This window comes from Psychrobacter maritimus (assembly GCF_904846345.1).
GTDB classification, from domain to species: domain Bacteria; phylum Pseudomonadota; class Gammaproteobacteria; order Pseudomonadales; family Moraxellaceae; genus Psychrobacter; species Psychrobacter maritimus.
The window spans coordinates 293,603-314,429 of the sequence record NZ_CAJHAJ010000004.1 but is presented as its reverse complement, the minus strand read 5'-3'; the positions used below and the strand labels follow the sequence as shown (position 1 = coordinate 314,429).

The following is a 20,827-nucleotide window of genomic DNA, read 5'->3' as shown; positions in this document are numbered from 1 at the left end:
AGCAGTGATTATCTTTATTACGAATGTCTTTTATTAAATTTTTAAACCAAATAAAACGTTATGCAGCGTCATTGCATTTATTAACTTAAATTATTGTTTTAAACTATCTTTTAGAGCCATTGTTTTAAACTACTGCTTTAAATATTGATTAACACGTGCTTCGGCTTCTTTATCTGTCCACCAATAATCGATAGCGACGGCGTTGGTCGGCAGTTTTTCAGTATGACGATATTGATTCCAGTAGGCAACATTGGTGGCAGACTTGCCGTATAAAGGCACTAAATAATGACCTGCCCGTAGCAAGCGATCGAGCACCTTGGTATATAAAACAATCTCATCACGGCTCTCAGCATTTGCAAGTGCGGTTGTGACCTCATCTATCACTATATTTTTAATACCGATGGTATTGGCGTTACCCGCTTCATCAGCGGCTGCACTACCCCAAAACGCCGCTTGCTCAGCACCAGGTGATAAGCTCTGTGCAAAGACGTCGACCACCATATCATAGTCAAAACGGCGCATACGCTCGTAATATTGCGGCCCATCGACTTGGCGTAAGGTCGCATCAAACCCCAAACGCTTTAAATTACGGATATAAGGCAACAGCACGCGCCCCATGGTCTCGCCTGTCATCAAAATTTCAATCTGAGCAAGCTTGCCATTTGGCTGATATAACTTCATATCATCATAATAAAAGCCAGCATCTAGCAACAGCTGGCGCGCCTCTAATAAGGCTTTACGATTAAAGCCGCTACCATCACTGGTTGGCAATCGCCATTCCGTTAATACCGCTTGCCGCTGAATCGGTTCAAGCTTGGCTAGCAATGGACTGAGCACCTGCATCTCAGCCGCAGATGGCGTACCAGTAGCAGCAAGCTCTGAGCCATGAAAGAAGCTTTGCAGACGCTCATATTGCCCATGGAATAAAGTTTTGTTCATCCACTCAAAATCATAAGCCGCCGTCAATGCTTGGCGGACGCGAATATCTTGAAAAATTGGCCTGCGCATATTCATCACCAGACCCTGCATCGGTACTGGATTTTCGCTGCTGATGGTTTCTTTATTAATCAGACCAGCTTTGACAGCTGGGAAATTATAACCTGTTGCCCAATTAGAGGCTTTGTTTTCCGGGCGGAAGCGATATTGCCCAGATTTAAAACCCTCAAAAGCAATCTCATCACTTTGATAATAGACAAACTTAATCATATCAAAGTTATAACGACCGCGATTGACCATCAAATCACGGCCCCAATAATTAGGATCACGCACATAGCTGACCGCACGCCCCGCATCGACGCGGCCGAGTTTATAAGGACCACTACCCATCAATGGCGTAAGCGTGATTTTCTCAAAATCTGTATCGATCGATGACTTAGCAAAAATAGGGAATTGCCCGACCGTTAATAAAATCTCTTTATTTTCATCAGACTTAAAAACAAACTTTACCCGCTGCTTATCGATAATCTCAATGTCTTTAATATCGCCTAAATAACTGCGGATATACATTGGGCCTTTAGTCAGTATCGCATCATAAGTGGCTTTGACGTCACTACTGGTCACTGGCGACCCGTCCCAAAAGCGCGCAGCAGGATTAACATGGTAAATAATCCAACTGGTGTCATCAGGGTCATACGTGACTTTACTTGCCAATTGCGGATACATGGTAAACGCTTCATTCAATGAGCCAGTCATTAAGGTATCATATAGATAATCGGTGCCAACCATCGCTACACCTGTAGTCATCCATTTGTTGGCCGCATTAAAGGTGCCACGCGCATCAAGCGATAATGTGCCACCTTTAGGTGCATTTGGATTGGCATACGGCATAAAAGGTGCATCAATATATTCAGTAGGGCTATTATGACCAAGCGCAGTAGTGGTGATTGGTACAGCGAGACTAGCGGGCACCCAGCTTACAACTGCAACTAACAAGATGGTTTTTAGCGTGGCATTTTTTATCATAATAAAGTTATTACCAATCCTGTATACAACCAATGACTATATTGAGAATTTGCCTAATATCGGCAAGCTAATGACAGATTCAATAAAAATCATGAAAAGCGATAAATACCGCAAAATTTCATCATAACAAACTTAGGTTTTTTAACCTAATGCTTTACAGGATTAAGTAGGCTTCCTGACGTATTATGCCTCCAAAAATCCTATGGATTCCTCATAAAAAAAGACGCAGCTCATAAAGTTGCGTCTTTTTTAAAGCTTAGCAGTAACTAAAACCTTAGCAGTAAGCGTCTAAGCGTGTTTTTTCTCAAACGCAATCATAAAGTCGACCACTTGCTGTACCCATTCTAGTGATACGGCATTATAAATACTGGCACGCATACCACCCACATCGCGATGACCTTTTAAATTCATCAAGCCTGCCGCTTCTGACTCTTCTAAGAATACCTTATCAAGGCTAGCATCTGCTAGCGTAAACGGTACGTTCATGATAGAGCGATATTTTTTGGCTACTGGATTGCTATAAAAGCTGCTGTCATCAATCGTCTTATAGAGTAAATCCGCTTTTTGCTGGTTGATTTTGCCGATAGCCGCAACGCCGCCCTGCTCTTCTAACCAGTCAAAAACCAAGCCTGCTAAATACCAAGAATAGGTCGCTGGCGTATTTGACATAGATTCTTTTTCAGCTTGATGCTCATAGTTCAGCAGCATAGGACACCATTCACTCGCCTGCCCTAATAAATCCTCGCGAACAATGACAATAACCAAGCCGGCCGGCCCAATGTTCTTTTGCGCACCAGCGTAAATCATACCAAATTTAGACACGTCAATAGGCTGTGACAAAATGCAAGAAGACATATCAACGATAATGGGCGCATCCACTTGTGGCGGCTCAAATATCTGTAAACCATGAATGGTTTCGTTGGCGCAGTAATGAAAATATGCCGCATCGTCGCTAATCGTCCAATCGCTTTGAGCAGGCACATCAGTGAAATTACTGTCTTTACCCGTTGCGACCACATTAACCTCACCGAGACCAAGCTTGGCATAGCGCTGTGCTTCTTTAACCGCTTTACCTGACCAAGTACCCGTCGTTAGATAATCTGCGCGTCCACCATTTAACAAGTTTAATGGAATCGCTGAAAACTGTAAGCTCGCACCGCCTTGTAAAAACAGCACTTTATAGTTATCTGGAATGTCCATCAACGAGCGTAATTTGGCTTCGGCTTTTTCGGTAATGGCGATATACTCTTTACTACGGTGACTCACTTCCATCACCGACATACCGCGACCTTGCCAATCAAGTAATTCTTCTTGAGCACGTGATAGTACGGCAGTTGGTATGGTGGCAGGACCCGCTGAAAAGTTAGGTACACGGTTAGGAGCAGCTTTAGTCGTCATAATCATTATCCTAAATATGATGAAATCATCGTGGTTACATCAGTGTTATTATATAAGTTTTAAAAACCCAATTTTAAAACCTGTAGCTTTAAAACCCCATTAATATAAATCTTATCGCTATTTTTTCATTACTATTTTTAACATCTATAGCAGCAATATGCCAGTCCTTAACCTTGACTTGACAACTGCTCCCAAAACCGACGTTTTAAGCGATTATCAGCAAGCATCTCATCCAATATGGGGACAATGGTAAGATTGGGATGTTCAAGCTCTTCAGGCAACGGCGTTAATGCCGCCACTTGTATCTCTTCGCTACGACCGATCTTAAAAACATATCCAGCAAGACTGGCATTGGCAAGCTCAGCCGTATCCATACCTTCACAAATAGGAAATGAGGTCGTCTCACAGGTGATTGATAGTGCTTGCGTGATATTTTGCCATAGCTTTTGACTGTCATTATTAAGGGCTTGTATATCAACCAAAATTACCCAATCGCCATAGCGACCACCTTGTAAATCAAATGGTACTACCTTTTTAAAGCTATCGTCTTTAAAGTTATTCTCTTTGAAACTGCTATCTTCAAAGCTTGGAGCATTATTTACATTATCAATCGCAGCTTGCTGAACTACAGTATTTACAAGTGAGGTAACGGCGGGCTTAGAGATATCAGGGGCAGTCGAGTCAAAACTATAGGTAACGGGGCTTTGTTGGTCAGATTGGCTTAAACCTGTCTCATTAGCGTCATCATAATAATGGTTGATAGACTCATCATCTACCATATCTGATATGGCATTAATGTTTAGGGATTCAATATTAGAAGATTCAATGCTTGGCTGTTCAGTGCTCGTCGCAGAAGAAGCTGTAGCATTAGATAGAGTGCCGGCATTAGATAAAGTTGAGTTAGCGGTAGTCTGCTCAGGCAAGGCAGGCGCAGAAATATCCGCGATATTCATGGTTTCAGAGCTTGGCTGCACCCACTGATTGATACCCATCATCGCTAAAATCTGGCGCTGCTGCATACGATGCTGCAATACAATTAGCGGGTCTTGAATATCACTCATGCTTATTTACTATCCTACTTATCTAAAATGGATTTACAGGCTTTTAATGTCAAAAACAATATTAAAGAAGACCCGGAAACATAGCGCCTCTTGCCCGCAACAAAATACTTAAATACCATCAATGACATTGCTCAAAAAAGCTGCCGAACGCCTAGCCAATGATTGGCAAGCTCGGTCAAGCAATCATACTCATCTTGACTGACTATCGTATCGTGTAACATCACTGTATGCAACGTACTCAGCCATTGCCGGTACGTATGATAAGTATAAAAATGGCGCGTACTATCATTGCCCGCCTTATCTGCCCTATCTGCATTGCCGTCCTGTATATGAGCATTATAATCTATTTGAGCGCCGCCCTGTTGCCTCTGTCGATAATTATCATCACCTTTGGCTTTAGGACTAGATGATTGACTGGCAGACGCTATAAAAATAGGCACCGCTTCTATTAATGCTAATAATTGGACACTATTTAAACTTTGCGCAGTCAATAACAACCATTGCAAATTTGCCTCACTAACGGCTGCTAAATCAATATCAATCAAACGTGCATGACGGCGTAAATCTACAAGATAATAAGCAACGCTAGCACTATTATAGCTGAGCACTGAATTAGGTGTTGAGATAGGTACTGAGATAGGTACTGAGCTATCTAGTGCAGATACTATCTGCCCTTTAGCATCCTTTGATAAGCGATAAGCCAATAAAGTAAGCATTGTTTTCACGGCAATATCGAGACCATCAAACACCTGTCCTGACGGGTCAAGCTGAGCATAAATATCATCCGTGCCAGCGTGCAATACTTGCTGCCATTGATAGTATGGATATTGAGGGTGAAGATGCGACTGAACCTGTGTATCGTTTAATACGGCAGACAATACGGGTAACAATTGCTGCAGCTGTAGCGCCTGCCATAACGCTAAAATCGCTGGCGACCGAGACAACCGAGAGCGCGTATTCTCTAAAGGATTTAATACGGATGTAGATTTATCAATAGAATCATCATTATCTATAGTATCAGCAAATTTTTGGCTTAAATCAGCCGTTAGGGAGTTTTCAAACAGCTGAATGATACCTTGCTGATAACGCAATAGCATCGTCCGAAACTTTTTTTGCTGCATATAATGTTGATGATCTTGATTGCTATGACTGGCTTCATATTTTAAGCGCAATTCATCGATAGCGTTTTCTGATAGATTATGTTGGCGTAGTTGCTTTAGCGCTAACACAATCAAAGCGCTGTCTAATCGTCTGTCAAGATTTGCCACTGCCGCTAATAATTTATGATCGAGTGTATGCGGTAAAATTTGTGTGTTGCCGCTTGTATCAGTTTCAGCAGCAGAGGTTCCATCGTTAGCAAGCCCAAGCCAGATATCAGTTAAATCATAAGTCGCTGTTGTTGACAGCACATAACCCTGATGACAAAGTAGCACAGACTCAATCAAAGCTTGCGCCCCTAGCGGGTGATAACTGTGATTGAGCACATACTGCGGTAGCGATACCTTTTGTATATCTTCGATACCAACTAATGTATCAGAGGGCAAATCACTATCAGGTTTGGCTTGCCACGGCTTAAGCAACTGCTGAGTACCGACATCTTCTGCTTGCACCTGCAAACGCCCATCAATAACAACATCTTGCTCTATAACAAATTCAAGCCCGTTATCGTCCTGCAATTCATTATTTATCTCACTAGTAGAAAAGGCAGCGATTTCTTTTTCGATAGCATCTTTTTCAATAACATCATTGAAGTTACTATTAAGTCTTTTATCAGCCGAATATCGGTTTTTATCGGTCGCGCTTTTATAAATATCTGACGCTGATTGAACTGCAGATACTCGCGATTGATGTGCATTTTTCTCTTGCTTATTATTGCTTAGGCTATTTGCTACTATCACGCCCCAATCACCTAAGCGGCGCTGCTCATATATCTCTTTAATTTTTTGCTGATTGAGACGTTTTTCTTTAGCAACCTGCACCGCGAAATCATGATAAGCATTCTCGTTAATAGCACTCATACGCTCAGCCAAGCTTGGATGGGTGGCAAACCACGATACGTCACCCAAATCGGCACCACTACTGGCAAAAAAGAAATGACTTAATCCATTGATATCGGAGATACCAGTTAGGCGCGAACCAAGCGCATCTTGATGAATGGCCTTTAAGGTTTCCATAATCGCCGGCGAACGTGTCAGCTGCACACTGGTCGCATCGGCAAGCAACTCGCGCTCACGGTTAAAACTATGCTTAATCAGTTGCGCACTGGCCATACTAGAAAAACTCAATCCATGTATTAATAATGTCCAAATATTGCGCGGTGCTTGACTATCAAACTTATTATTATGTTGTAGCCATCGTGACTGACTCTTAGCTGAAGACCCTTGGCTTTGTGATTGGCTTTGTGATTGGCTTTGCCAGTAGGCGACCCATTCACTATGAGTGGTAAAGTTTGCTGTCTGCGCTTCAGTGCTACGTGCATGGCTATCAATCGCTCTTTGCGGTAAAGGGTTGCTTTGATTGACCGCACTATTAATAAAAGAGCCATCAAAATAGTTTTGCTGACTGTTTTTATGACTGACTTTATAACCAGAACCAAAATTACTAATAGAATCACTCCAGTCATAGAGTAATTGCAAGCCTGCTAACACCACCATTAGCTGTAAATTAAACGTCGCATCGCCATGTAAGATATGACCATACTCATGCCCTATCAGCCCGTATAGCGCCTCATCAGATAGCTTATCAAGTGCGCCCTGGGTGACGACGAGCACCATATCTTGGCTATGGCGACCCGCCACAAAGCCATTGATACCTTGCTCATCAGGCAGCACATAGAGAATCGGCATACGCAAACCCGAAGCAATGGCTAGCTGCTGGGCAATCTCATAATAACGCCGATAGACAGGCGGGAAATCACGCTCATCACGCACCGCAATATGGCGGGCACTAAAGCGAACCTTTGCTGCAGGCTCATGCTGATGAGCAACCCCTTGGCTATGTTCCCAAGCGTCTTGGCTGTGGTCGATAAACAATCGCACCGCGCCCACGCGCTGAGCAATCGCACGACCACCTGCTTTTAAGCGTCTATACTCTAAAAAACTGCCCGCAACAAAGCTACCGATTGTCCATACGACCACCAGTATTAATACCCAATGATAAATGCCACCGGTAAATAGCGTGAGCAGCAGCGCCATAACACCAAGTGCCACCGCAATATGGGCAAAGACAATCAGAAAAAATAGCCCATAAAGCAACAAGCTGCGCTGAGTACGGGTACGCTGTGCACCAAAAAAATCCATCTATTACTCTTACCTAACCATAACTAAGTGCATTTGACATTATGTAAATATCAGCCCATATCGACAACAGGTGCTTGAGCAATTGCCTTTCTGTCTTCAAACACCAACGGGCTAAGTGGACGAAAGCCAAAGGTGCTACTGACAAGATTGTTTGGGAACATTTCACGGTCATTGTTATAAAACATCACGCTGTCATTATAATGCTGACGGGCAAAGCCAATCCGGTTTTCGGTATTGGTCAGCTCATCCATCAGCTCTTTAATCATGCTATCCGCTTTTAATTCAGGATAGGCTTCTACGACCGCTGAGAATTGCCCCAAGGCTTTCGACAACATACCCTCTGCTTTGGCAAACAACGCCATGTGTTCAAGGGAGTCTGGCTGATGCTTAGTAGAATCTTGCAGACTCTGAGCATGATTACGCGCGCTAATCACGCGGGTCAGCGTCTCTTCTTCATGGGTCAGATAACGTTTGGCGGTTTCGACCAAATTTGGAATCAAATCATGACGGCGCTTTAGCTGTACATCGATTTGTGCAAAGCCATTTTTTGCTTGGTTGCGGGCACGTACCAGCTTATTAAATACTGACACCCCAAAAACCACAATCAATATGACCACTGCAATGAATAGCCAAACAAACATTTTCATTATCAGACTCCAAAAAGTTTTGAATTTATACTATTGTTAATAAAGGTTACTACAATGTATTTTACCCCATATATATTGCTCAAAGTCCAAAATCAGACGAAATGCAGGCGAAAAAAAAGCCCTTTACAATGAAGGACTTATTATTAGGTTTGACTCTTTAAAACGATATAGCAGGAGTATCACTAAATTTTAGGCAAAAAAAAGCGACCCCATCAGCACATCCTCGGCACACATTATAACTATTACCGTTGCTACCTTCCGGTCCTGGCGGGATTCATAGAACAATGTTGCGAGGCTACCAATGGAGCCACCAGTTGCAGATTATACAAGAATTTTTTATTATTACAACCCCTATCGTCAAACTGTTTGCTTTAGAGGCTCAATGAGCCTGTAACTTAAGTGACAAAATTCTCACAGCAACCCGTGTATTTTTTGCTATTTTACCTAAGGTCTGTTGAATAAAAAATGAATACAAACAACAGCGGATATAACAATGCGCATTATAACAACGTAAATCAATGTGACTCAGATAATTGAGATTACCATTACTAGCACTCATTAGGAGATAATTATGAAAAACACTTGGATGAACAAAGCCGCACTTGCTACGGGTACAGCCGCCCTACTGACCGCGATGATGGGTAGCGCCCATGCAGAACCCACAGGCTATGATCAGCTGACTTTTCAGACAGAAGTCAAAGAAGAAGTCCAGAACGATGAAGTTCGCGCCAGTATGTATAAAAAAGCACAGGCAACAGATGCTAAGACGCTAGCGACAACGCTTAATACTTCTATCAATAACGCCATGAAAATCGCTAAACGCTACCCTAGTGTGACGGTCAGTACCGGTCAGCAGCGCACTTATCCGCGCTATGATAAAAATGACAAAATCATTGGTTGGACAGGACAAGCCAGCATCGACTTAAAGAGCACTGACTTTGCCGCGACCAGTCAGCTGATTGCAGACTTACAGCAAACCTTAGTCATGGAAAATCTAAACTTTGGGGTTTCAGACTCTAAAAAAGATGCGCTAGAGCAAAAGCTTATGACCGAGGCTTCACGCGCCTTTCAGCAGCAGGCTAAAAACCTGACTCGTGCATGGGATGCGCGCGGTTATCGTGTCGTCACTGTCAATTTAAATACCGGCAGCAACTACCCTCGCCCTATGTATAGCGCGATGAATATGAAAGCTGAAGCGGCGGATGCCTCAGTACCAAGCCAAAGCTTTGAATCGGGCAACAGTACCATTTCAGTGACTGCGAATGGCACGATTGAGTTAACGAAATAAACGCAGAGGTAATGAGTTAAGCAATAGATATTATTACTAACTTCTACCAATAAGGGCAATCACTGCTTTCAGTGATTGCCCTTATTTTATGTCCAGCAATTATTGTTAATGGATTGCCGCTATCTTTTCACTGTTAACCTTTCACTACTAGCCTTTAACACAGTGACTCAGAGTTATTTTTTTACCGGTTCTTCAAGCGTCATGGGTGTATCAACTATGGGTTTATCAACTATTGGCTTAGTAAATGACAACATATTAGGCTGTTTGCCATCTTGACGCATTTTTAGTAACACTTTTTGATACCAAGGTAGACGCTGATACGCCAAAAGCTGCTCTGCTAATTTTTTATTTTTTTGCAAGGTTTGCGTATTTTGGATGACATAAACGGTACGCTCGACCTGTTTTGCTACCTGACCTTTTTTATTTTTTATCACGGCTTTGATGTTATGCGCACCCGGCAAAACATCAACAGTTGCAATCGAGGCGCTTAAACCCTGCGCCACTTCGTTTCCATCAAGCATAATACTGACACTATCACCTGCTTGTAGGGCAGGTTTTACTTGCACCTTTACATCGATGCTTTGTACCGGACGACGATACGCCCGTTCTTCGCTAGGCTCTGTCATGGTCAGCTGATAGTTAATGGGCGCTTTATTAGCGGTTGAGTCACTGTTGGCAGTGGTGCCAGTGGTATTAGCGGCAGCAGGCGCTTGGGCGGTATTGACAGGCTGATTGTTGGCATTACTTGTTTGACTAGAACTATTTGCACCCACACCCACACTGCCGCTGCTAGTCATGACGCTGGTTTGGCTAATTTGCTTGCCTGCTTGCTGTTCATAATTCTGCGGACGATCGGTAAAGGTGACTTGACCCGTTTTTTCATCGACGACTTTATAAATAGCAGCGGCATTTGCCATCGGCGCGTAAAGACTGGCGGTGCTAATCAATACAGAAGCCAATAAGCTATAGTTAATTTTTTTATATCCAAATACTGAGTACATAGTTAATTGGCCTAATGATTGAGTCTTGATAAGTGTTATACCTATAATCACATGGTATCTTTATATGTCATATAGTAGCGTACGTAAGGGTATATTATTCGCTAAACTTTAGTAAAAATATCGATGTTATGTCTACTCTACCCTATATATTGTTTTATAAGAACAACCTTCTGCTGGTTTCATAAAAAACATACATCGTAATCATTAATAAGATAATACCAGATAATTTACTAATGATATTTGCCGTTCGGTTACTACTGACTTTCGAGAAGGTAAAAGCATAAATCGATAAAATACTATAGTCTAAAATTATCCATATTAGCGTAAGCGCCATCATAGATACATAAAGATCAGAGGTAATGGCTAAAAACATAGGGAAAAAAGCGATAAAAAATAAAATATCTTTCGGGTTAGAGATACCGATTAAAAAGCCATCTTTAAAATGATTCTTGCTCACACGTGTGCTGCTGTCTTGTAGCGTTTTTTGAAGGTCTATCTTATCTCTAATAATATTGATAGAAAAGTAAAAGAGGTATAGCGTCCCAAAGAATGTAAGCCATAACATTGCGGTTTCACTGACGGCAAACACCCCTTGTATAATCACAAAAGACAGCACTATCAAAATAAGTGACGCAATATTGGTTCCAGCAATCGTGGCCAGTCCTGCGCGAAAACCACTTTTGACGCTGGCGCTAATCACCAATATAGTCACCGGTCCTGGCGTTGCTAAAAACAATAAAATAGCCAATAAATAGGTTGTTAATAAAGAATAATTCATCACAGATTCTTCACCTTATTTTTCATCTCGTTAATCGTAGTCATGATGTATATATAGTAGAATTACTTTAAAGTCGATACAGTGCGACTGGGATAAATTTTTCGTAGCCTCTGTGATAACGGCAAGCAAGGAAAACTTATACCAGTCGCACATAGCTATAACGTATCGCTTTTATTTTGAACTGACTATAGTTGTCATGATGTATATAAAATTGAAGCATAATCTACATGATTCGATCCATATTTCATAGACATTAAAAAAACCAGCTAACCCGTCGTTAGCTGGTTTTTTTCGCTTAAAAGCTTAAATAACTATTTAGCAGCTATAGTACAAGTCAAACTCAACTGGATGAACAGTAATGTTGACGCGCTGTACTTCTTCTTGTTTAAGCGCAATATAGGCTTCTAGCATCTCTTTAGTGAATACATCACCTTTTAATAAGAACTCGTGATCTTCTTTCAACGCTTGTAGTGCCACTTCTAAGTTTTCAGCAACCGTTGGAATGAGTGCTTCTTCTTCTGGTGGTAAGTCATATAAGTTTTTATCAGCGGCTTCGCCTGGATGCATCTTGTTTTGAATACCATCAAGACCTGCCATGAGCAACGCCGCAAACGCTAGGTATGGGTTGGCTGCTGGGTCAGGGAAACGTGCTTCAACACGCACCGCTTTTGGGCTACTAACGTGTGGAATACGGATAGACGCTGAACGGTTAGACGCTGAGTACGCAAGCTTGATAGGCGCTTCATAATGAGGCACAAGGCGCTTATAGCTGTTGGTCGATGGGTTGGTAATCGCATTCAAGGCACGCGCATGCTTGATAACACCGCCAATAAAGTATAGCGCGGTTTCTGACAAGCCCGCATATTCATCACCTGAGAAGGTATTGACACCGTCTTTTGAGATAGAAATATGCACGTGCATGCCTGAACCATTATCACCGACCACTGGTTTTGGCATAAAGGTTGCGGTTTTGCCAAACTGATGGGCAACGTTATGGACGGCATATTTTAGCTTTTGTACTTCATCCGCTTTACGAACGAGCGTATTGAAAGCAACGCCAATCTCTAACTGACAAGGGGCAACTTCATGATGATGGACTTCGATACAACCTTCACCAATCATATCTTCGATACGTTCGCACATCACTGCACGTATATCTTGTGAGCTATCAACGGGTGGTACTGGTACATAGCCACCTTTGACGCGCGGGCGATGCCCCATATTGCCCCACTCATAGTCTTTATTGGTTGACCAAGCCGCTTCTTCAGCAACGATTTCATGGCTGACGCCAGACATGTTAATCGACCATTTTACTTCGTCAAATACAAAGAACTCAGGCTCAGGACCAAAAAAAGCCGTATCACCAATACCGGTAGACTTTAAGTATTCTTCAGCGCGGCGGGCGATAGAGCGTGGGTCACGGTCATAGCCTTGTAGCGTTGATGGCTCGATGATATCACAAGTCACAACCACCGTAACCGCATCAAAGAACGGGTCGATAAAGGCGGTCTCTGGATCAGGACGTAAAATCATATCTGAGGCTTCAATACCCTTCCAACCAGCAATCGATGAGCCATCAAACATTTTGCCATCTTCCATCACTTCTTCGTCAACGCTGTGCGCTGGGAAGCTCATGTGATGCTCTTTGCCGCGCGTATCGGTGAAACGAAAATCGACCCATTTGGCATTGGATGATTTGATAAGATCAAGTAGTTTGTTCGACATGGATAGTTTCCCTTATGGTTATCATGGTACTGAAATTAAAACTTAGGATTAAAAATATTAGATTCTAGAAAATCGGTGTTATCAGCGTTATTTACTCAGTATGTCTCTTTACTCTTAACGGTAATTTTCTTAACCGACTACAAGCAGCAGCTATTTTAGCAACATCTGACCCATAATGCTGAACTGTTCAAATGCATATTAATAAATAACTCTGCATTACTTCGTAGCGCATTGTTTCGTAACGTTAGTTACTAATACTGATTAGGGCTGCAACTGCTATGCCAATTCTGAGTACCACTATAAAAATTTTAATATAATACAAGGCCGTAAATCATAATTATTAATAGTAAATACAGATAGTTATGTAAGAAATATTGGAATACTAAAAAATGATTTGCATGGCAACTGTGGTTTGTAATCCTTAACCATGAAAGTATAACATAACGATAAACGCACTATAGAAGCGCATAAACAGCACTTTATTAATATTGTCGCACTTTTATAGTGCATCCGTGATCTATTAGAGGGCGGCTGGGCTACATTTGATAGATGGCAAAATAGTGTTAAGATAACGACGTTTAATATGGCAAGCTTAACAAGCCTTTCGCATTATAAAAATGGCTGCGCTTTATAAATGAGCATAAACACTATCATGACCAAGCATAAAACCGTAAAGTACCTGCATAGCAATACGTCTAAGATTCTAAAGTTAGAAATACTAAGTTAAAGATTCTAAGTTGAAAACATAATGATTTTGATGATCGATAATTACGACAGCTTTACCTACAATATTGTACAGTACTTCGGTGAATTGCAGCAGGACATCAGGGTTTGGCATAACGATGACATCAGTATTGATGAGATTAAAGCACTTGCGCCAGATGCCATTGTTATTGGTCCTGGCCCCTGTGACCCTGACCGCGCCGGTATCTCGTTAGAGGTCATTGAGACGTTTAAAGGCATTATCCCGATATTAGGTATTTGCTTGGGTCATCAGGCCATTGGCCAAGCGTTTGGCGGCAAAATCGTCAAAGCAAGCGAGGTCATGCACGGGCGTTTATCGGCTATTTATCATAATGCACAAGGGGCGTTTGTCAACTTGCCCAATCCAGCAAAGTTTACCCGTTATCACTCGCTGGTGATTGAGCAAGCAAGCTTACCAGAATGCTTTGAGGTTAGCGCTTGGACTCAAAATGCTAATGGCGATATTGAGGAAATCATGGGCATTCGCCACCGCGAGTTTGCAATTGAGGGCGTTCAGTTTCATCCTGAGTCGATTTTGAGTGAAGCCGGTTATCAGCTGCTGAATAACTTTTTACAAACGCACAATCTAGCCGTAATGTCGTCAGATGAGCTACCGCAAGTAGGCTAGCTGTTTTAAGAGAAAAACTCTATTTAACCCAATGAATGTATTTAAACGACAACTATAAAAGATAATAATAAGTGAGAATATTATGACCTCTGCCGCTATGCAGGATGAAAAATCAATGATGGAACAAATTAATAAGAGCAATCAAATTAACCAAACCCAGCAAGGGGTTGAAGACATCAATCAGCTCTCAGATGAGAATATTCATAAACTCCTGACCACCGCTTTAGGCAGAATTTTTCAGCATATTGATCTGACCTTTGATGAGATGTATCAAGTCATGCTCATCATCATGCAAGGCAGATGTAGCGATGCTATGATGGGCGCGATTTTGACTGGTTTACGTATGAAAGGTGAGTCAATTGACGAGATTACAGCGTCAGCAAGCGCCATGCGTGCTTTAGCCGCCAATATCAGCCCAAAAGACTGTCGTTATATGGTCGATATCGTCGGTACAGGTGGCGATGGGGCTAACTTATTTAACGTGTCAACAGCCGCAGCCTTGGTAGCAGCCGCAGCGGGGGCGCAAGTCGCTAAGCATGGTAACCGCGGCGTTTCGACCAAATCTGGTAGCTCAGACTTACTTGAACAAGCGGGTATTAGCCTTACGCTGACCCCCGAACAAGCGCAGCAATGTATTGAAAATCAAGGCATTGGTTTCTTATTTGCGCCCAATCATCATAGTGCGATGCGCTACGCCAATCCGGTACGCCGTGAGCTAAAAGCGCGGACGATTTTTAATATCTTAGGTCCACTGACCAACCCTGCTGGCACGCCAAATCTCGTCATCGGCGTCTTTACCGCGCAGTTATGTGAGCCTTTAGCAAAAGTGATGAAAAACTTGGGCGCGCGCCATGTGATGGTGGTCGGTGCAAAAGATGGTCTGGATGAAATCAGTCTCGCGACCTCGACCACGGTGGCTGAGTTAAAAGATGGTGAAATATCTGTTTATGAGATGATGCCAGAAGATGCCGGCGTCGAATCACAAACCTTAATTGGCCTTGATGTAGATTCTCCAGCACAAAGTCTTGAGCTGATTCGTGCCGCTTTATCAGGTGCAGATACTACCGACCGCGCTGTCCTAAAGGCTCGTGATATGATTGCCTTAAATGCCGGTGCCGCGATATATACCGCAGGACTTGCCAGCAACTATCCGAATGGCGTGAGCCGCGCACAAAAAATCATTCAAAATGGTGACGCTTTGATTAAGCTTGATGACCTAGCCAAATATACACAGCAATTAGCTGACCAAGTTTAATAAGCTAAATGCTTAGAATTAATAAAAAAGTACGTTACTCATAACCCTGTTAATCGCAACTATTTATGCAGCCTTAATTTATTAGCCTAATTGTTTCCCTAATTTTTTTACCAAATAACGGAATATAGCCATGACCGCCAATCCAAAATCAGACACCGCTATTCCTTCAGTGTTGCAGCGTATCGTCGCCACCAAACATGAGGAAGTTGTCGCTGCTCGTGCAGCAGTATCGCTTGAGGCATTAAAAGCACAAGTTGCTGCTGATACACAGCCCCGTCGCGGTTTTGCCAATGCTTTACGCAGCGCTGATATTGGTATCATTGCTGAGATTAAAAAAGCCTCGCCATCTAAAGGTATTATCAATCATAGCTTTGAGCCCGCGCTGTTTGCTAAGCAATATGAGCAAGCCGGTGCCAGCTGCCTGTCGGTATTAACCGACCGTGATTATTTCCAAGGTGACGATAGCTACTTAATCCAAGCACACGAATCTTGCAGCTTACCGATATTGCGCAAAGATTTTATGGTGGATGTATATCAGATTTACCAATCTTACTTGATGGGTGCCGATTGCATCTTGTTAATTATGGCCTGTCTTGACGATACCCAAGTGCAAGAACTGCACGCGCTAAGCATCGAGCTTGGTATGGATGTATTGATTGAAGTACATACCAAGGCTGAGCTTGAGCGCGCATTACAGCTGCCACGCTCAGCGCATAACATCTATGGCATTAATAATCGTGACTTAAATACCTTTGATGTAGACTTACAAACGACGCTTGAGCTAAAAAATATATTAATCGAAGCCTTAGCAGCTGACATTGATAGCGGCATGCTGTTACCAAAGACGTCGCCACTGATTGTCACCGAAAGCGGTATCCATAGCAGCGACGATATTCGTTTGATGCTCAATAACGATATTCAGCACTTTTTAATCGGTGAACAATTTATGAAAACCGAGCATCCAGGACAAGCGTTACAATCCTTACTTGCGAGCGTTGCAGCACAGGCGTAAAGTAAGCTAAATCGATTTTTTATGTACTATATAAACCATTAAGCCACTCATTCACTCACCAACGATACGTTAACTATTATGTCAAACTCTCTGTTTTCAAAAGAAATGCAAGACCAACTAAAAGAGCTCAAAGGGCAACTGAGTAAAGGTCGCGATACCAACTCAGCGGATGGCGACAGTGAAAAGCCAACCGAACCTGTGTCACTGTTGACCCAAAAGCAAGTTAAAAAAACGGTCAAGCAATTAGATAGCGAACATATCGACGACGATAAAGTGCTATTTATGCAAGCGATGCATGGCGTCAATCAATTAGAAGATAAAAATGTGCGCTCGCCTGCCAATGCCTCAAAAGCTGGCAAACTTGACGCCGCAACGTTATCCAAACGTGCCGCAGCTCAAGGTAGTGAAGCAAGTGATTTGGGTGCAGGCTTGTCAGATATGCAAGCATTACTCAATCCGGTCGCTGCTGAAGCGTACTTATCTTATAAGCAGCCAACCTTGCAAAACAAAATCTTTGATCAACTCAAAAAAGGTAAGCTACGTTGGTATGATGCGGTAGATATTCATGGCTGCACCATCGAAGAAGCACGCGTGGCAATGACCCAACTACTAAGCCAAGCCAAGCAAAACAATGAAACCATGGTAAAAATTGTCCATGGTAAAGGTTCTGAAGCGATTTTGAAAACGTGCGTTAATGGTTGGTTGCGTCAATTACCAGAAGTATTGGCATTTTGCTCTGCCCCGCCTAAAGATGGCGGTAATGGCGCAGTATTAGTCTTACTTAAAAAGCCTAAAAATGATGGCGAGTAGTTTTTAGTTTTAGCTTAGTATCAAAATAAAAAGGACTGCAATTGGCAGTCCTTTTTTATAAAGAAAATCGTAAAATTTTTTAATCATAAGCTTTAACTATATACGCCATTATTTTTATATCTGTATTTTTCCGTTTAAAAAACAGTGAAATCAGAATTACTATGACCATACAAACCATTGAAAATATTAAAGAATTAAAAGCGCATATCAGCGCTTTGATTGCTATCGAACCAAGATTTGCGCCTATTTATAAGCAAGTTGGCGTGCCTGATTTACGCCATAATGCTGGCGGCTTTACACAGATAATGAGAGCGATGGTTGGGCAACAGCTGTCTGTAGCAGCGGCGGCTAGTATTTGGCAACGCTTGGTAGATACAGGATTGACGACACCGACAGCGATTCGTGCAGCGACAGATGAGGACTTACGAGCACAGGGGCTATCCAAGCAAAAAATTCGTTATACGCGCTCTTTAGTCGAGCACAACATAGATTTTGCTGCCTTAGAAGCCCTGCCCGATGACGAAGTTATCAAAACCTTGACCGCCGTTATCGGTATTGGGCGCTGGACGGCTGAGATGTACCTGCTGTTTTCATTAAAACGAGCCGATGTGCTGGCAGTCGATGATTTAGCGATTAAAGTGGCGGCGATGGACTTGTTAGGGTTAGCAGAACGCCCAACGCCGAAACAATTAAAAAACCTCACTCACGATTGGTCACCGCATCGTAGCGCTGCCAGCTTATTATTGTGGGAGTACTATGGTTTTTTACGTCAAAAAAATGCCATCCCTTTATAAGCGGCACTTTTATAAGCTATGCCTTTATAACTATCTAACTGAATAGCCATCTAACTAAATAGCTCTCTAACGAACAAAACGTGGCGTAAGTTATTAAGCAAAACTATCACATGACACCCTAAGGCTGATTCCAAATAGAAAAACCAAATTTTCTTTTGGCACGCTTAAATTTATTTTTTACCAATGCCTTTCTTTTTTGTTGACGCTCTTTATCTAAGTTAATTTTTTTATGCTTGGCTTCTTTGTTTGCTTCGATTTCAGCTGCTTTATTATCCTTGGTTTTGTCCGCCTCTTTGCTTAAATCAACCCCATTCTGCTCACCGTCTATATCATCACTGTTGCTGATGTCATTAACGTCATGATTGACGTCATGATTAACCTCAGTCTTATTCTCATCATTGCTTAAATTATCTTCTACCGCTTCACTACCATTATCCTCGATATCATTTAACATTTGATGCTCAAGCTCAGCTTGATTGACAATCAGCTGCTGGGTTGGCAAGGCATGCTCGACCTTGTATTTTGCTACTTGGTTTAAGATATCGACAAATAACACGTTTTGTTTGTCATAAAACTCGGTAATCCCATTGGCATTGACGTAAGCCTGTAATTGGATGACGTAGCAATCTTGGCGCAGCTCTAAGATATTGACCTGATTCCATTCTTGGTTGGTTAGATAGTGCTCATCTAAAAACGCATCCAAGTCTTTGACCATTTTAAATACCACCTCAATATCAGCGGTACGCTTAAGATATAACTGGTGCAAAAAACGGAACATATCACGCGAGGTAAAGTTTTCAATTTGCATCGATGAAAAATCACCGTTTGGCACAGTGACGATGGTGCGCGACAAGGTACGTACCCGTGATGAACGAATACCAATATCGACAACCGTGCCTTCATAGGTACCAAATTTACAATAATCACCGATACGCACGGGCGAATCCGCTACCACTACGACACTACCAACCAAGTTTTCAATCGTCTTTTGCGCACCAAGGGCTAAGGCCAAACCACCGACCCCCAATGCCGCAATACCTGTGGTCAAGTCAAAGCCCAAATTACCAAAGATGACGATAACGGCAAATATCAATAATAGGGCTTTGACCACTTTACGCAGCAGCCCCAAGATAGAAACACGTTCGGTATAGTTTTTCTTATAGCTTAAATTGACCGCGCGGGTAAATATCGAATCAATGACGCGTAATAACAACCAAGTGGTCGCTACCCAAGAAGCAATATCAGTAAAGCGATTGACCGGCTCGCGCAGGGTCACTGAGACACCCGCATAAACCATCACCTCAGACAATATCAGCGCCATAACCACTACTGCCAGTGGCAATATCACATTATCAGGTAAGGGTAATGCCTCGCCACGAATACGCGGATAAGACAGTTTTAATAAGTGATAGAGCAGCCAAACCAAGATATAAGTCAGTATAAAGCTACTGACAATCATGGTGAGGGCAGCAAATAAATCCGCCATTTGGTAACCAAACAGCTTTTTGCCTTCTAATGAATCAATGGTATAGCGAGAAACCAACGTCGGCTCATAGTTCTCTATCACCTCTGGTACGGCATCAAGCGTGTCACTCGAAAACTGCCAATACTGCTCCCCTTCCTTAGACACAACCCTTTCGAGCAGCAGCGGCACGCTTTTATCGCCAACATTAATGACACCCACGCTTTCTTGGCTAGGTGGTAGCTGATCGGTTAAATTGCCCTCAGGGGTATTATTAATCTGTAAGTCAGGCTGAAAACGCCCACCGGCGTCGAGCGCTTGCTTAAACTGGCGCACAATGGTGGTTGGATTATCAGATTTGGACAAATTTAAATAATTACTTGCCAGCAGATAGTCGTTTTCACCTAACGCCCCGATAAACCCTTGAACAGTATGGCGTGGCGTATCGCGTCCAAATGAGTCTGGTATCGAGGTTTTGGTCGCCTCCTCACTTTGCCCACCCACACCCAGTATGTTGGCTTCGGCGGCAGTCGCACTATGCGGCAAGAGTAAACTTAATATCATCGCAAACATAAACGCCATCATCATAAGCAGCGTTTTGGGAAATGAAACGGATGGAGATGGCGCGGTACGAGCACTCAGATAACGCTGAATAGACAAAACAAACCTCTTAGCTTGATGAATGGCACAACAGAAAAATAGATAAAATCTGCCCTATGATAGCAATTATTTATGACGGTAATGCTTTTGATTGCGTGTTTTTATCGCAGTCTCTATTAGGCAATTTATTTTAACTTCTCATATTTAGGCATTCACTTCTTATCGCCGCTCTACCTATATAATTTAGGAATACACCCACTATAGTTAATTTTATTAAATTAAGTCATTTAAGTGCATAAATAACCATCTATCATGAAAGCTGCTCAGCTTATAATGAATAAACATTAGGTTAAAGTGGTTTAT

General features: G+C 42.4%; 15 protein-coding genes and 1 other RNA gene. 6 read left to right on the top strand and 10 right to left on the bottom strand.

Features of this window, described 5'->3' with window-relative positions:
• Window positions 1-129: 129 nt before the first annotated feature.
• The 6 genes from JMX50_RS07840 to ffs all read right to left on the bottom strand — a co-directional run bounded on the left by JMX50_RS07840 (window position 130) and on the right by ffs (window position 8,671).
• On the bottom strand, window positions 130-1,962 hold the full coding sequence (locus JMX50_RS07840) for an extracellular solute-binding protein (protein ID WP_201629107.1): 1,833 nt from the start codon (window positions 1,960-1,962) through the stop codon (window positions 130-132).
• A gap of 288 nt (window positions 1,963-2,250) precedes the next feature.
• Window positions 2,251-3,360 (bottom strand): 3-phosphoserine/phosphohydroxythreonine transaminase, encoded by a 1,110-nt coding sequence (gene serC, locus JMX50_RS07835; protein WP_201629106.1) that lies wholly within the window; start codon window positions 3,358-3,360, stop codon window positions 2,251-2,253.
• 167 nt (window positions 3,361-3,527) lie between these two features.
• Window positions 3,528-4,421, bottom strand: coding sequence for a hypothetical protein (locus JMX50_RS07830; protein ID WP_201629105.1), 894 nt, complete (start codon window positions 4,419-4,421; stop codon window positions 3,528-3,530).
• 131 nt (window positions 4,422-4,552) lie between these two features.
• A complete protein-coding gene (locus tag JMX50_RS07825; RefSeq protein ID WP_201629104.1) occupies window positions 4,553-7,720 on the bottom strand; it encodes a M48 family metalloprotease in 3,168 nt (1,055 codons plus the stop codon).
• A 50-nt stretch (window positions 7,721-7,770) separates the two neighbouring features.
• Complete coding sequence (locus JMX50_RS07820) at window positions 7,771-8,367, bottom strand: LemA family protein (protein ID WP_201629103.1); 597 nt, start codon at window positions 8,365-8,367, stop codon at window positions 7,771-7,773.
• Between the two features lie 207 nt (window positions 8,368-8,574).
• Window positions 8,575-8,671, bottom strand: an RNA gene (gene ffs / locus JMX50_RS07815) — signal recognition particle sRNA small type.
• A gap of 267 nt (window positions 8,672-8,938) precedes the next feature.
• On the opposite strand from ffs, the gene JMX50_RS07810 reads away from it, so the two are divergent.
• A complete protein-coding gene (locus tag JMX50_RS07810) occupies window positions 8,939-9,655 on the top strand; it encodes an SIMPL domain-containing protein (protein ID WP_201629102.1) in 717 nt (238 codons plus the stop codon).
• A 173-nt stretch (window positions 9,656-9,828) separates the two neighbouring features.
• Here JMX50_RS07810 and JMX50_RS07805 read toward each other — a convergent pair whose 3' ends face one another.
• From JMX50_RS07805 to glnA, 3 genes are all read right to left on the bottom strand, one after another.
• Entirely contained in the window at window positions 9,829-10,656 is an 828-nt protein-coding gene (locus JMX50_RS07805) for a DUF4124 domain-containing protein (protein ID WP_201629101.1), read from the bottom strand.
• Window positions 10,657-10,810: 154 nt separating this feature from the next.
• Window positions 10,811-11,434, bottom strand: a complete 624-nt coding sequence (locus JMX50_RS07800; RefSeq protein ID WP_227670975.1) for a LysE family translocator — start codon at window positions 11,432-11,434, stop codon at window positions 10,811-10,813.
• Between the two features lie 315 nt (window positions 11,435-11,749).
• The gene (gene glnA / locus JMX50_RS07795) at window positions 11,750-13,159 is read right to left on the bottom strand and encodes a type I glutamate--ammonia ligase (protein ID WP_201629099.1); all 1,410 of its coding nucleotides are present in this window, start codon (window positions 13,157-13,159) and stop codon (window positions 11,750-11,752) included.
• Window positions 13,160-13,907: 748 nt separating this feature from the next.
• Between glnA and JMX50_RS07790 the strand changes: the two genes are divergently transcribed.
• The 5 genes from JMX50_RS07790 (at window position 13,908) to JMX50_RS07770 (ending at window position 18,402) form a co-directional block, all read left to right on the top strand.
• A complete protein-coding gene (locus JMX50_RS07790; protein WP_201629098.1) occupies window positions 13,908-14,531 on the top strand; it encodes an anthranilate synthase component II in 624 nt (207 codons plus the stop codon).
• A 118-nt stretch (window positions 14,532-14,649) separates the two neighbouring features.
• Window positions 14,650-15,786, top strand: coding sequence for an anthranilate phosphoribosyltransferase (gene trpD, locus JMX50_RS07785; protein ID WP_201629142.1), 1,137 nt, complete (start codon window positions 14,650-14,652; stop codon window positions 15,784-15,786).
• A 130-nt stretch (window positions 15,787-15,916) separates the two neighbouring features.
• Window positions 15,917-16,798, top strand: coding sequence for an indole-3-glycerol phosphate synthase TrpC (trpC, locus tag JMX50_RS07780; protein ID WP_201629097.1), 882 nt, complete (start codon window positions 15,917-15,919; stop codon window positions 16,796-16,798).
• 78 nt (window positions 16,799-16,876) lie between these two features.
• A complete protein-coding gene (locus tag JMX50_RS07775) occupies window positions 16,877-17,608 on the top strand; it encodes a Smr/MutS family protein (protein WP_201629096.1) in 732 nt (243 codons plus the stop codon).
• A 161-nt stretch (window positions 17,609-17,769) separates the two neighbouring features.
• On the top strand, window positions 17,770-18,402 hold the full coding sequence (locus tag JMX50_RS07770) for a DNA-3-methyladenine glycosylase family protein (protein WP_201629095.1): 633 nt from the start codon (window positions 17,770-17,772) through the stop codon (window positions 18,400-18,402).
• 118 nt (window positions 18,403-18,520) lie between these two features.
• Here the strand turns inward: JMX50_RS07770 and JMX50_RS07765 are convergent, their stop codons facing one another.
• Window positions 18,521-20,452 (bottom strand): mechanosensitive ion channel family protein, encoded by a 1,932-nt coding sequence (locus JMX50_RS07765; RefSeq protein ID WP_413786828.1) that lies wholly within the window; start codon window positions 20,450-20,452, stop codon window positions 18,521-18,523.
• Window positions 20,453-20,827 lie beyond the last annotated feature (375 nt).

Bases quoted from the DNA above. Each gene is read 5' to 3' on its own strand.
- JMX50_RS07840 (WP_201629107.1), bottom strand. From the start codon at position 1,962: ATGATAAAAAATGCCACGCTAAAAACCATCTTGTTAGTTGCAGTTGTA.
- trpD (WP_201629142.1), top strand. From the start codon at position 14,650: ATGGAACAAATTAATAAGAGCAATCAAATTAACCAAACCCAGCAAGGG.
- glnA (WP_201629099.1), bottom strand. From the start codon at position 13,159: ATGTCGAACAAACTACTTGATCTTATCAAATCATCCAATGCCAAATGG.
- JMX50_RS07765 (WP_413786828.1), bottom strand. From the start codon at position 20,452: ATGATGATGGCGTTTATGTTTGCGATGATATTAAGTTTACTCTTGCCG.
- JMX50_RS07775 (WP_201629096.1), top strand. From the start codon at position 16,877: ATGTCAAACTCTCTGTTTTCAAAAGAAATGCAAGACCAACTAAAAGAG.
- JMX50_RS07800 (WP_227670975.1), bottom strand. From the start codon at position 11,434: ATGAATTATTCTTTATTAACAACCTATTTATTGGCTATTTTATTGTTT.
- JMX50_RS07805 (WP_201629101.1), bottom strand. From the start codon at position 10,656: ATGTACTCAGTATTTGGATATAAAAAAATTAACTATAGCTTATTGGCT.
- JMX50_RS07770 (WP_201629095.1), top strand. From the start codon at position 17,770: ATGACCATACAAACCATTGAAAATATTAAAGAATTAAAAGCGCATATC.
- JMX50_RS07825 (WP_201629104.1), bottom strand. From the start codon at position 7,720: ATGGATTTTTTTGGTGCACAGCGTACCCGTACTCAGCGCAGCTTGTTG.
- trpC (WP_201629097.1), top strand. From the start codon at position 15,917: ATGACCGCCAATCCAAAATCAGACACCGCTATTCCTTCAGTGTTGCAG.
- JMX50_RS07790 (WP_201629098.1), top strand. From the start codon at position 13,908: ATGATTTTGATGATCGATAATTACGACAGCTTTACCTACAATATTGTA.
- serC (WP_201629106.1), bottom strand. From the start codon at position 3,360: ATGACGACTAAAGCTGCTCCTAACCGTGTACCTAACTTTTCAGCGGGT.
- JMX50_RS07810 (WP_201629102.1), top strand. From the start codon at position 8,939: ATGAAAAACACTTGGATGAACAAAGCCGCACTTGCTACGGGTACAGCC.
- JMX50_RS07820 (WP_201629103.1), bottom strand. From the start codon at position 8,367: ATGAAAATGTTTGTTTGGCTATTCATTGCAGTGGTCATATTGATTGTG.
- JMX50_RS07830 (WP_201629105.1), bottom strand. From the start codon at position 4,421: ATGAGTGATATTCAAGACCCGCTAATTGTATTGCAGCATCGTATGCAG.